At 62.7% G+C, this 11,943-nt stretch carries 9 protein-coding genes and 1 tRNA gene; 8 read left to right on the forward strand and 2 right to left on the reverse strand.

Going from position 1 to position 11,943, the window contains the following annotated elements; all coding sequences use genetic code 11:
* Nucleotides 1–194 precede the first annotated feature (194 nt).
* The 8 genes from HMPREF2635_RS02140 to HMPREF2635_RS02175 all read left to right on the forward strand — a co-directional run bounded on the left by HMPREF2635_RS02140 (nucleotide 195) and on the right by HMPREF2635_RS02175 (nucleotide 9,834).
* A complete protein-coding gene (locus HMPREF2635_RS02140; protein ID WP_070821202.1) occupies nucleotides 195–3,266 on the forward strand; it encodes a DEAD/DEAH box helicase in 3,072 nt (1,023 codons plus the stop codon).
* Nucleotides 3,267–4,100, forward strand: coding sequence for an SWIM zinc finger family protein (locus HMPREF2635_RS02145; RefSeq protein ID WP_070821203.1), 834 nt, complete (start codon nucleotides 3,267–3,269; stop codon nucleotides 4,098–4,100).
* Nucleotides 4,101–4,164: 64 nt separating this feature from the next.
* A complete protein-coding gene (locus tag HMPREF2635_RS02150) occupies nucleotides 4,165–5,289 on the forward strand; it encodes a metallophosphoesterase family protein (RefSeq protein ID WP_070681005.1) in 1,125 nt (374 codons plus the stop codon).
* Between the two features lie 3 nt (nucleotides 5,290–5,292).
* Nucleotides 5,293–7,878 (forward strand): AAA family ATPase, encoded by a 2,586-nt coding sequence (locus tag HMPREF2635_RS02155; RefSeq protein WP_070681008.1) that lies wholly within the window; start codon nucleotides 5,293–5,295, stop codon nucleotides 7,876–7,878.
* A 24-nt stretch (nucleotides 7,879–7,902) separates the two neighbouring features.
* Entirely contained in the window at nucleotides 7,903–8,412 is a 510-nt protein-coding gene (locus HMPREF2635_RS02160; RefSeq protein ID WP_070681011.1) for a MarR family winged helix-turn-helix transcriptional regulator, read from the forward strand.
* Between the two features lie 65 nt (nucleotides 8,413–8,477).
* Entirely contained in the window at nucleotides 8,478–8,771 is a 294-nt protein-coding gene (locus HMPREF2635_RS02165; protein WP_070821204.1) for a molecular chaperone GrpE, read from the forward strand.
* Nucleotides 8,772–8,952: 181 nt separating this feature from the next.
* A complete protein-coding gene (locus HMPREF2635_RS02170; RefSeq protein ID WP_070821205.1) occupies nucleotides 8,953–9,162 on the forward strand; it encodes a hypothetical protein in 210 nt (69 codons plus the stop codon).
* A gap of 231 nt (nucleotides 9,163–9,393) precedes the next feature.
* A complete protein-coding gene (locus tag HMPREF2635_RS02175) occupies nucleotides 9,394–9,834 on the forward strand; it encodes a hypothetical protein (RefSeq protein WP_070821206.1) in 441 nt (146 codons plus the stop codon).
* Between the two features lie 200 nt (nucleotides 9,835–10,034).
* Here HMPREF2635_RS02175 and HMPREF2635_RS02180 read toward each other — a convergent pair.
* Together HMPREF2635_RS02180 and HMPREF2635_RS02185 are read right to left on the reverse strand one after the other, a co-directional pair.
* Nucleotides 10,035–10,108 (reverse strand) — tRNA-Arg (locus HMPREF2635_RS02180).
* Nucleotides 10,109–10,245: 137 nt separating this feature from the next.
* Nucleotides 10,246–11,847: an alpha/beta fold hydrolase gene (locus HMPREF2635_RS02185; RefSeq protein WP_070821207.1), complete on the reverse strand. Its 1,602-nt coding sequence runs from the start codon at nucleotides 11,845–11,847 to the stop codon at nucleotides 10,246–10,248.
* Nucleotides 11,848–11,943 lie beyond the last annotated feature (96 nt).

Below are 11,943 nucleotides of genomic sequence, written 5' to 3' on the forward strand. Positions count from 1 at the left end.
ACGAGGCACAAGCTCCTACCCAACTGAAAATTGGCTGGTTGACCAGTATTTGGTTACCTTGGTCACAGCTTATTGTACGGTCTTACTGGTGTTACGTCGTTATGTAACGAGACTATAACGATTGTCTATTTAGGCAGGATTCGGGAACTTTCTGCGACCCCGTCCCCAAAAGGCGTGCTGCTAGACTGGCCCCTATGGCTTCTTACCTGCTGCATGGCCTCTGGCTGCCCGTCTCCGGCCTGAGTCTATGGATCGAACAGGTCGAAGGGCACAAAATCATCATGCCCTCAGCAGTCCCAGGGGGAACCTTCCCGGATGTGGTCGATAGCATCCTGAGCAAGAAGACCTTCCGCAACCGCGCGCGAGTCTCCCTGCGTACGCCGAAGGGCAAAGATGTTTCCCTCATGGTGCCCATGGCTATGTTCGCCCCAGATGAAGCGGTAGAAACATTGGCCAAGCTGGAATACCTCGACACCGATAGCCAAGCGGCCACCCCAGAGCAGCGCGCGACCATCGCGCCGGATCTCCTGTGGCTCATCCGTGCTTATCGTGGCCTCTTCCGGTTTGTTCGCGCTGGCCGGGTGACCATCCGCCTGTCCTATCAAGCCGGTGAGTGGTACCCCATGTGGCAACTGGCCTCCGGTTTGGGCGAGCGCAGCTGGCTGGCGGAGATGCTAGCCTCCGCGCCCGGCATCCTCTCCATTAATAACCGGGCTCTCTCTGATGATTTGGCCGATGAGCTCACGCACTGGATTGCCTATACCCAGCTGCGCCCGCAGATCGACGCCCCGCGCGCAGCACCCTGGCATGACTTCGCCCAGGCGCTGTTGAGAACTTCGCCGGTGAAGAAGGGACGCGCGCAGTTGCTGCGCGGACTCAACGAGTGGAAGGACTCCATTACCTCCGTCGATCTGCAGCTCGTGTTCCTCGTGGAGGAGCCACCAAATGATAATGTCTCCGTTGAGGACGCAGCGTGGCCGATCCGCCTGCTAGTTCGCTCCGGTACCGATTCGCCAATGCCGGTGCGCCAAGACCAGTTGGACCGGGGGAGCGTCGAGAAGCTGCGTGAAGCCCGCCGCCATGCCTTCGATGTGGCTCCGCGGCTGAAGTACAATTCCGCGCCGGCGAGCCGAAATGCGGGCGATTGGGACGTCTACCTGACCACGGAACAGCTCGTGGACTTTGTCACTCACGACGCCGCCGCCCTGCGCAAAGCCGGCTTTACCGTGCTGCTACCCAAGGCCTGGTCCCACATGGAGACCAAGGCCAAGCTGGAAACCACAGAGGTACGTGATCCAGCCGATGCCGCCACCAAGGCGCACATCGGCATGGAGAAGCTGTTCAGCTATGACTGGAAACTTTCGGTGGGGGATACGCAGCTTACCGACGCCGAAATGCACGAGCTCATCTCCTCCAAGTCCGGCCTGATTCGCCTGCGCGGCGAGTGGGTGATGGCGGATACACAGGCTTTGAACAAGATCTCGCAATACATGCGCGAGTTGGCCGATACCGCCCGCCAGCGCGCCCTAAAGGAGCTCGAGCAGCTCGCCGCGACCGCCGAGATGGCCCGCCAGCTGGAACAACCCGGCTGGGAAGAACTCGTGGCCGAGGTGGAACGCCGCCGCAAGGAATTCAACGAGGGTGAACAAGAAGAAGCGGTCACGCTGGCGGACCTGCGCGAGATGGCCTTGAAGTCGATGGCGGAGGACCCCGTTGCCTTCACCGGCTCCGAGTGGCACACCTCGCTGCTCGGCGGGCTGGACAGTACTGCGCCCGACCGCGTGGAGATCCCCGATACGGTCCATGCCGAGCTGCGCGAGTACCAGCGCCGGGGCGTCGACTGGCTGTATTGGATGTCCCGCAACAACATCGGCGCGGTGCTGGCGGATGACATGGGTTTGGGCAAGACGCTGCAGCTGTTGTCCCTGCTGGCGGTAGAGAAGGCTGCCCATGAGACTGAGGGGGAAGCGGAGGCGTGGAAGCCCACCCTAGTGGTTGCCCCGACCTCCGTGGTGGGCAACTGGGCTAGGGAAGCCAAGCGCTTCGTGCCGGACTTTAAGGTCATGGTGCAGCACGGCACCGGGCGCCTAAAGGGCGAGGAGCTGGTCACGGCGGCGCAGAACGCCGATATCGTCATCACCTCCTATGGCACGGTCAGCCGTGACTTCCTGACCTTGAGCAAGGTGGAGTGGGATCGCGTGGTCCTCGACGAAGCCCAAGCGATCAAGAACGCCTCCACGCGCTCCTCCAAGGCCGTGCGCGCCATCCCCTCGCGGCACCGCGTGGCGCTGACCGGCACGCCGATTGAGAACCGGCTGTCGGAAATGCGCTCCATCTTGGACTATTGCAACCCCGGGATCCTGGGTTCAGCTTCCTTCTTCCGCAACCACTTTGCCAAGGCCATCGAGCGCGAAGGCAGCGATGTTATGGCGGAGCGCCTGCGCCTGCTCACCGGCCCGTTCATCCTGCGCCGCCTCAAGACGGATCCGAATATCATCGATGACCTGCCGGAGAAGTCCGAGCAGATTATCACCGTGCGCATGACCGATGAGCAGGCAGCCCTCTATAAGGCTCTGGTCAATGACGTGGAGCAGGCCTTGGCAAAGAAGAAGGAGGGGATCTCGCGCCGCGGCCTCATCTTGGCATCGCTGACCCGCATCAAGCAGATTTGCAACCACCCAGCGCACTTCTTGGCCGATGGCAGCCCCGTGACCATCAAAGGCAAGCACCGCTCCGGCAAGGTGGAAGAGCTGATGCGGATCATCGACCAGGCCATCGAATCTCACGAGCGCGTGCTGATCTTCACCCAGTACAAGGCCTTCGGTGACGTCCTCCAGCCTTACCTCTCTGAGCAGCTGGGCTGCGAGATTCCCTTTCTCCACGGCGGCGTGAGCAAGAACCGGCGCGACCAGATGGTGGAGGAATTCCAGGCCGAGGATGGCGCGCCCGTCATGCTGCTCTCGCTCAAGGCGGGTGGTACAGGCTTGAACCTCACGGCGGCGTCGATTGTCGTGCACATGGATCGCTGGTGGAATCCGGCGGTGGAGAACCAGGCCACGGACCGCGCCTTCCGCATTGGCCAGCAGCGCAACGTGCAGGTGTACAAGATGATTACCGCCGGTACCTTGGAGGAATCCATCCAGGACATCCTCGACGGCAAGACGCAGCTGGCCGGTGCTGTCGTGGGCGAGGGCGAGGGCTGGCTCACCGAACTGAGCCCCGAGCAGCTGGCGGATCTCATGAGTTATAGGGAGCAGGAGAAGTAAATGGCACCGAAGAACCCGGAAGACAATAACGTCATCTACGCCAACTTCGGCACCCGCAAGCGCGTGAGCACGCCGGAAGAGGTCAATCGCGTCGACCGCGTGCGCACCATGCAGCCGGCGGCCACGCGCCTGCTCAACTTTGTCAACCAGCAAACGGATTCCGGTCGCATTCGCCGCGGGCGCCAGTACGCCACGGAGGGTCATGTCGTGGGCCTTGACGTGCGCAATGGCGCGGTGCACGGCAAGGTCGCGGGCTCCCAGAACGAGCCTTTCGCGGTGCTCATCCAGGTGCCCTACCGCAACAACGAGGACATCGGGCGGCTGTCGGAGGTGTTCGCGCGCACCCCGAACTCCGTGGCGCAAGCCAGGGAGGGCATGCTTGCCGACGCCTCCCTCGACATCCTCATCGCCGAATACCCCGACGACCTTCGCTTTTCCTGCACCTGCCCCGACCCGGAATATGTGTGCAAGCACGTCGTGGCGGTGGCGGACCGCCTCGCGGCCCGGATGGATGCCGATCCTTCCGTGATTTTTGCCCTGCGTGGCCTCGACTTCGCGCGGCTCGAGCAAGCGGTCATCGAGCAGGCCAAGGCGGCCTCGGAGGACTCGTTTTCCGCTTCTGCGGCCGCTGAAATCTCGGCCGAGGAACGCAATGCTTTGTTCTGGGAGGGGCGCGAGCTGCCGCCGTTGCCGGAGCCCAAGACCGCTCCTGCGGTGGATGATTCCGACCCGGAACTGTTGCGCAAGGCCATGCGCTCCGTCAGCCATACGAACATAGATTTGCTTCGGGCGGTCTCCGATGTCGAGGACCTTTACTATCATCTGACGCACTAGACATTGCCACCTTAAGGGGAGGGGCTCACACGCCCAGCCCTGGACCACGTTGTAGGGAGTTTGCATGGCCGCGGTCACGTTCATCCACACCTCCGATTTTCAGCTGGGCATGACCCGCTGGTTTTTAAGTCCCGCGGCGCAATCGCGTTTTGATGATGACCGCGAGGCGGCGGTGTTGCGCCTGGGGGAGCTGGCCACCAAGACGGGTGCCGAGTTCATCGTCGTGGCCGGTGACGTGTTTGAACACAACTCCTTGAGCAGGTCCACGCTGCTGCGGGCGAAGGATATGTTCAAGCGCCTGCCGGTTCCGGTCTACCTGTTGCCCGGCAACCATGACCCTCTCGTGGCGGATTCCATCTTCTTCAACTCCTTTGCGGATAACGTGCACGTGATTGCTGATTCGGAGCCGATTGCGGTGCGCCCGGGCGTGGAGATCGTCGGTGCTCCTTACCTGTCCAAGCGGGCCAACTATGACCTCGTGCGCCGCGCGCTGGAGCCGCTGCCGCCTGCCGAGGAGGGTGCGGTTCGCATCGCGGTGGGCCACGGCCAGGTGGAATCCCGCGCGGGCGAAGGCGAGGACTCGGATGCGGATACGATCGACCTCGCCTTCGTGGAGGAGTGTCTGGATAAGGGGGTTATCGATTACTTGGCGCTGGGGGATACGCACTCCACTGAATCCTTGGGCCGCTCCGGCAAAGTGTGGTTCTCGGGCAGCCCAGAGACCACCGCTTTCGACGATAGGGAGCGCGATTCGGGCAACGCCTTGGTGGTGACCGTTGAGGGGGATCGGGTGGACGTCGTCAAGCACCGCGTTGGCCGTTGGGACTTCCGGGCGATTGATGCGGACATCGACTCCATGGAGGATGTCGAGGGCTTCCTGGAACAGCTGGACGCGGTGCCGGAGAAGATTCGCACCGCAGTCAAGTACAGCCTGCGCGGCACCGTGGGTTTGAGCGCGCAGGCCCGTCTGGAGCAAGGCCTGGCGGAGATGGAGGAGGTTTTTGCCTCCCTCAAGCCGCGCGAGAGAACCATGGACCTGCATCTGGCGCCCTCGGAAGAAGAGCTCAGCGAACTGAGCTTGAGTGGTTATGCCGCCAATGCGCTAGCGGAGCTGCTCAAGGACTTGGACAACCCCACCGCCCGCGACGCTGCCAACCTGCTGTTCCGCCTCAGCGCGAAGGGAGCCTAAACCATGATGCAGCTGCATTCTGTTGAACTGAACAACGTCCGGGGCGTGGAGCACCTGGAGGTCAAGGACCTGCCGGAGACCGGGGTGGTGGTCATCGGTGGGCCGAACGAGGCCGGAAAGTCCACGCTGGTGGAGGCCATCGATTTCGTACTCACGGAAAAGCACACGGCTAATTCCAAGCCGGTGAGGGCGCTGCAGCCTGCCGGCCGCGATGTGGGGCCTGAGGTCACGCTGGAGGCGACCGTGGGGCCTTACCGCTTCCGCATTCGCAAGCGGTGGGTGAAGAAACGCACGTCGGAGCTGCACGTTTTCTCCCCGCGCCCGGGCCAGTGGACCGGAGCCGAGGCGGATGGGGAGCTGGATCGAATCCTCAGTGAGCACGTGGACCGCGCGCTTCTCGACGCCCTCTTCGTCCGCCAGGACGACAACCACCAAGGCATCGCCGCGGTGGGCATTCCTTCCCTGACCGCGGCGCTGGAGGAGCAGACCGGAGCGAGTGCCGCGGCGGAAGACTCCGAGCTGCTCACGCGCATCGAGGCGGAGTACAAGGAGTACTTCACCGCGAAGACAGACAAGCCGGCAGGAGACTATAAGGCTGCCATCGCCGCGCTAGCGGATGCTGAGGAGAAGCACGCTGCCACCGAGGCCTCGCTGCGGGAGCTCGACGGCGTGGTGGAGCGCTATGAAGCCGCCGAGCTGAAGAAGAAGGATGCTGAATCCGCTCTGCCGGCGGCCGCGGAAGAATGCGAGCGCCGTGACGGTGAGCTGCTCGCTGCTCGGGCCGCCCAGGAGAAGGTCACCGCGCAGGAGGCGGCGGTGGCTCGGGCAGCGGAGGCCGTGACGCGCGCGGAGGAGGAAGCGCAGCGCCGTAAAGCTGTGGTTGCTGAGCATGCCGCAGCTGTCGAGGCTGCTGAGCGTGCCGCCGCCGCGGTTATTCAAGCCCGCGAGTGCGCCGAGGAAGAAGCCGCCGTCCGCACGAAACTAGAGGAAGAGCGTGCCGAGGTCCACAAGCGCTATGAGGCCGTGCGCGAGGAGCGCCAGCGCGCCCGCCGCGCCCAGCAGCAAGCCGAGCGCAAGGCGCTGGGCACTCGTCTTGGGGCATTGAACAAGCTGGAAGAGACCTTGGCGTTGCGCCGCCGTGAGTTGGCTGCGACTCCCGACGTACCGAACCTTCAGGCCTTGGAGGACGCGGCGCGCGAGGTCACCGTCCAGGAGCGCCTGCGGGCGGCTGCGGCGTCCAAGCTTTATTTTTCCGGCGAGGGCTGCTTTAGCGTCGATGGCGAACAGCGTGCGCTGGAGAGCGGTCAAGAACTGGCAGTCGAACTGCGCGAGGGCACCACGCTGAAGATCGGCGACATCACCGCCCGCTACGCAGCCGGTGCGGGCGATAGTGGTGAGGAAGGCGTGGAGAAGGCTCGCGCGGAGCTCACACGCCTGCTGGAGGACGCCGGGTGCGAGGACGTGGATGCTGCCCGTGCCACCCACGAAAAACACGTAGAGCTAGCATCCGCTGCCGATACCGCGGCCCGCGAACTCGCTGCGGCACTGGGTGGGGAGGAGCTCGGTGAGTTGCGTGCTCGCTTCGAGGCGGGCGCGGCCGATGCTGAGGACACCGAGGGTACCGGCGGCACTACCGATTCCACCGCACAGCCGCGGGAGCTCGACGTCGTGGAGCAGGAAGAAGAGGAGCTGCGCAGGAAGCTTGATGAGCTCGACCGCGCCCTGGCACCCTACCGCGAGAACAAGGCGGGCGCCGCACTGGAGGTGGCCATGGTCCGTGCGGAGGAGGCCACGATGCAGCGTGATGCTCAGGCTGCAGCCATAGAGGCCGCCCGCGCCCAGCTCAGTGATGGCGAGGTGACCGCCGCGATTGAGGCAGCACGGACTGAGCTGGCGAAAGAGAAGGCGGCTTTGGAGGAGATGTCCACCGTGGATGTCGACACCGCAGAGCAGCTAGCTAGGGGAGCACACACGCACGTTGATTCCCTGAAGGCAGCGGTTAATGCGGCGGTGGGGGATATGCGCGAGTTCCGCGGGCTTATCGAAATGCACTCGGGCGCAGCCGAAAACGAGGAGAAGGCCGCTGCCGAACTGGACGTTGCTCGTGAGCGCCACGCCGCTATCGAGCGCCGTGCGAATGCCGCGCGGTACCTGCGTTCGCTGATGCTGCGCCACCGCGATGCCGCCCGTCAGCGTTATGCCGCGCCGTTCGTCACCGCGCTCAACGGCCTAGCCCGCACCGTGTTCGGCGGTGACGTGGACTTTGAGCTCTCCGAGGAGCTCAAGGTGCAGGCTCGCAGCCGCAATGGCGAAACCGTGGCCTTCGATGCGCTCTCCGGCGGTGCCAAAGAACAGCTGAGCATCCTGACACGCTTTGCCATTGCTCAGCTAGTGTCCGGCGAACCGGTTCCCGTCGTCATCGACGACGCGTTAGGGTCTACCGACTCGCAGCGCCTTCAGCTTATGGCGGCGTTGTTCAGCAAGGCCGGGAAAAACACTCAGGTTATCGTGCTGACCTGTATGCCGCAGCGCTATTCGTGGGTACCGGGGCGCATGGACCTAGATATGGAGAGACTTACAAGCGTTTAAATCATGGAGTGTAGGGTGTGAGCCATGACTGCGGACACTCGATGGCTCACCGAAAGCGAACAGGACCTCTGGCGGCACATTCTCGCCAGCATTCGCAAGATTAATCGTGGCATGGAGGAAACCCTCTTAGCTTGCAGCGATATCTCCGCGGCGGAGTTTGCGGTCCTCGTCTCGCTTTCGGAGGCACCCGATCACATGCTGCGTTTGCGCGAGTTGTGCTCAGAATTGGAGTGGGACCGCTCCCGAGCCTCCCACCAGATCACACGCATGGAAAAGCGTGGGCTCGTACGCAAGGAAAAGTGCGCAGGCGATGCGCGCGGCGTGGAGGTCGTCATGACTAAGGCCGGCCGGGAACGCCTGGAGGCGGCAGTTCCTGAGCACGTCGAGTCGGTGCGCCGCATGGTGTTTGATCACCTCGATCCTGCCGATGTTCCGGCGCTTCTGCGCTTTTGCAAGGGCGTCCTGTCGGAGAATAATCTTCCGGGCTATGACGGCTTCGTCCCGGACGAGCGCCTGGGCACTCGTGACCACTAGCTGTGCTCAGCGCGGGTAGAGTAGAGCCCGTCCGTTTACGCACCAGGAGGTGACCTTCCCACATCATGATGGGACAAGAACTGTTCGAGCATCCGCAGCGCCAATACTCCACGTACGGCATCACTCCCTTGAAGGAACTCAGCGCTCACGTAGGCCCCGTCGAGGACTTGGAAGAGCTCACCGAGGAACAAGCCACCGCGCTTGAGGCGGCCCTTGAGCAGCATCCGGAGGGCGCACTAACCTTCGATGATGCGTCACAGCTGTGGATTATTGGCGCGGAAGAAGATATTGAGCGCATGTTCCAGGGCCGTGAGGACTTTGTCGAAGCGCTCAATAACAATGAGGATCCTGGGGTCTAGGCCACAGTCGGCGTCAAACTAAAGGCGGATGCCGGCCGAAATATCTGCGTTTAACTACGGGCGGCTCTGCATAAACTGCTAAGATACTCTGTGTTAAAGGGCGAGCATCCCCCGTGCAGTGAAGAGAAGGCATTCCATGAGGATGCAGTCTGGCTAGGGGAGCTAAGTGAAAGGATTAAACATGATCGTCGAGCGCGATGTGGCTCAGGAGCAGCGCGAAGCAGCTGCACGTGACAAGGCTGACGGCTGGGTATCCGTCTTCGTTCAGTGGATTCCCTCCATGCTTCTCTCCGTGGTGCTGCTTGGTGCTTTGATGTTCGGCATGTACTACGTCGAGCACGGCACCCTGGACATCACTCAGCCGATCGTCAATCAGTACATCACCCAGTAACCTGGTTCGCTCTCTTTCTACCGCCCGGCCGGGGAGAGTAGCTTGACGTAAAGCCCCAGCAGCAATGTCTGCTGGGGCTTTACCTTTCTCACCCGTCCAGGCTTTCACTGCCGCCCTTCGCGCTCACTCATTCCTCGCCTTCGCTCTTCGCGCTCACCGTGGGCCTTAACCGGCTGCCGCGCGCTCTCCCGGTGAGCGCGAAGGGAGTATTCGTCCGATAGTGTGAACGGCATGGACTCTCGCATCTACGTTCGCCATCTCAATGGTCCGCTCCTGTGGTCCGGAATCATCGTTGGCCTTGCCGTCGTGGCAGCAGTGGTGCCCACAATGATCGATTCCACGTGGGCGGCCATCCTGTTTGGCGCCCTAGTTATCGTTGCAACGGTGGCCTGCATTCTGATGCGGGTGAAGATCGTCGTGAGTGACGACGACGTTGTGGTTTCCCTCCTGGGTATCTTCACGAAGCGAATTCCACTCAGCGATATCACCGGTGCCAGCGTCGGGCCTGAGACTGGGCTCAAGGAAGGCGCGGGCCCGCGTGTTGTCGACGGCGCACCGGCCTACATCGTTTCTGGGCCGACCGTGCGTATCGAGCAGGGCAGAAGCTCTCTTATCGCCTCGGCGAAGAATCCGGAGGAAGTGGTCGCGGATATCGAGGCGCGCTTGCGCTAGTTCTATATCCCCAGACCAGGATTCCGAAACCTCCAAGTGGGTGGTGTGGTGTCACGCAGCGCTAGGCGACGCCCACCTGCAGGTTGCGGGTTTCAGGTCTGGGGGAATGCAGAGAGCGAGAGGCTTTCCCACACTCGTGGCATCGTTGCAAATGAGGGCCGGGGGCGGCCTGATGGGAGAGAGTTGTGGGCATGAAAAAGTGCCCCTGACAGGACTCGAACCTGCGACCTTCGGTACCGGAAACCGATGCTCTAATCCGCTGAGCTACAAGGGCATTGCTGGCGAAATGCCAACGATGCGATTCTAGCCTATAAAGACTGAAGCGCAGTAATTGGCCTCACGCCGATGGGGGTGTGATGGAAGGAGGCAGCGGCTAGGGGAGCCGCTGCCTCGTCGTTTCCCGGAGCTGTGTTACTGGGCGGGCTGCTCCTGTGCCTGGGGCTGGTCAAAGAAGCCCGGTGCATCCGCAGTGTGGACCTCACCGGTGCGCAGGTAATCAACCACGATCTGGTCGACGGCCTTGTTGCCCATCGCGAAGTGGCCGTGGCCCGGGCCGTGGACGGTCACCACGCGGGATTGCATTGGATCCGAGAGGCCGCGGTAGAAGGCGTACGGAGTCTGCGGGTCACCGGTTGCCTGCAGCTGCAGCGGCTTGGTCTGCAGGTTCTGGCCGGAGACGGCAATTGGAGTGTTGACCGGTGCGCGGCCACCGCACCCTGCGCCGGAGGCGTACATCGAGTTGAACAGCGTGAAGGGGTCAATCGTGACGTAGTTCGACCAGAGGAACGCCGGAATGAGGGTGGGATCCGTCGGCGCGGTGTTCTCATTGCACATGATGATGTTTTGCATGCTCACGGCATTGAGAACGTCCTGCTGAGCCTGCTGCGGATCCTGCTGGGCCTGCTGCTGTGCAGCCTGCTCCTCAAAGTTGATTGGCTCGATGCCGCCGATGTGCTTAGCCAGCGTGTCCCAGGACTCTGGGCGGGGGAGAAGCTCACGGGTCGCGGACAGCGTCGGCGAGGAAGCTTGGACAGCCTGCGGGTTGCGTACCTTGCCGGCGAGGTGCTCCGCCTGCACACGCAGCTCACCGGTAGCAGTCATAATGTTGGCGCCTGGCTGGCCGGCGAACTCCAGTCCTGGGGGCAGGTCACCAATCTGGGCGTTAGGTGGAAGCACGGTGGGGCGCACGCCTGCCTCGGCGGCAACAATCTGGGACCAGCGCTCGTAGGCCTTCAGCGGGGTCTTTCCGGCGTGGTAGGAGTCGTCATTCTTGGCCACGTACGCAAAGAAGTCATGCAGCGCATTCTCGTAGCCTGCCTGCTGGGAAGCGAAGATCTGGTTCCACGCCATCTTCGGATTCATACCGGAATCCAGCACGACCTTGTCGGTGTGCTGTGGGTAGAGCGTGGCGTAGGTGGAGCCCAGGAAGGTGCCGTAGGAGAGACCGGCGATGTTGATTTTCTCCTCGCCGAGTGCCTGGCGGACAACCTCCCAGTCCTTTGCGGTGTTTTCCGTCGTCAGGGAGTCCGTGTAGCCGGGGGTGTTCTTCTCGCAGTCATTGCGGGTAATCGCGCCGATCTGCGTCATCTCCGCAAGGGGATTGGCGCCCAGCTCACTGGCCGTGCAGTTCACCTCTCCCGACTCGCGCAGGCCACGCGGCTGCACACCGATGATGTCGTAGCTCTGTTTGACTTCCTCCGGCCACGCGGCGAAGCTCACCCAGCTATACGCGTCACCGCCCGGGCCCCCCGGGTTGGTAAACAGGGTGCCCTGTCGGTTTCCGGTGGCCTTGAGGCGGATGAGGCCGACGTCGATGGTGCCTTTCTCCGGGGCATCGTGATAGGTCGGAACGGTCACGTGCCCGCACTCAGCGCGCTCTTCGGTGACCCCTTCCGGGCACGGGCCCCAGTTGATGGTGGGTTGATCGGCGTGAGCAACAGCGGGCGCGGCAACCAGGCCGGCAGCAACAGCTACGGGCCCCAGCACCGAGCCTAAAACGCGAGAAAGACGCATAGAATAAGGCTCCTAAAATCGTTAATAAGTACGTGCCTTATCCTATGCGCCGGGGGTGATGTGAGCCGAGTGTTCGGAAGGGGCGGGTGCCCCCGA

It is taken from the genome of Corynebacterium sp. HMSC035E02, from assembly GCF_001836065.1.
In the GTDB taxonomy this organism is placed as follows: domain Bacteria; phylum Actinomycetota; class Actinomycetes; order Mycobacteriales; family Mycobacteriaceae; genus Corynebacterium; species Corynebacterium hiratae.

Bases quoted from the DNA above. Each gene is read 5' to 3' on its own strand.
- HMPREF2635_RS02145 (WP_070821203.1), top strand. From the start codon at position 3,267: ATGGCACCGAAGAACCCGGAAGACAATAACGTCATCTACGCCAACTTC.
- HMPREF2635_RS02165 (WP_070821204.1), top strand. From the start codon at position 8,478: ATGATGGGACAAGAACTGTTCGAGCATCCGCAGCGCCAATACTCCACG.
- HMPREF2635_RS02170 (WP_070821205.1), top strand. From the start codon at position 8,953: ATGATCGTCGAGCGCGATGTGGCTCAGGAGCAGCGCGAAGCAGCTGCA.
- HMPREF2635_RS02185 (WP_070821207.1), bottom strand. From the start codon at position 11,847: ATGCGTCTTTCTCGCGTTTTAGGCTCGGTGCTGGGGCCCGTAGCTGTT.
- HMPREF2635_RS02175 (WP_070821206.1), top strand. From the start codon at position 9,394: ATGGACTCTCGCATCTACGTTCGCCATCTCAATGGTCCGCTCCTGTGG.
- HMPREF2635_RS02150 (WP_070681005.1), top strand. From the start codon at position 4,165: ATGGCCGCGGTCACGTTCATCCACACCTCCGATTTTCAGCTGGGCATG.
- HMPREF2635_RS02140 (WP_070821202.1), top strand. From the start codon at position 195: ATGGCTTCTTACCTGCTGCATGGCCTCTGGCTGCCCGTCTCCGGCCTG.
- HMPREF2635_RS02155 (WP_070681008.1), top strand. From the start codon at position 5,293: ATGATGCAGCTGCATTCTGTTGAACTGAACAACGTCCGGGGCGTGGAG.
- HMPREF2635_RS02160 (WP_070681011.1), top strand. From the start codon at position 7,903: ATGACTGCGGACACTCGATGGCTCACCGAAAGCGAACAGGACCTCTGG.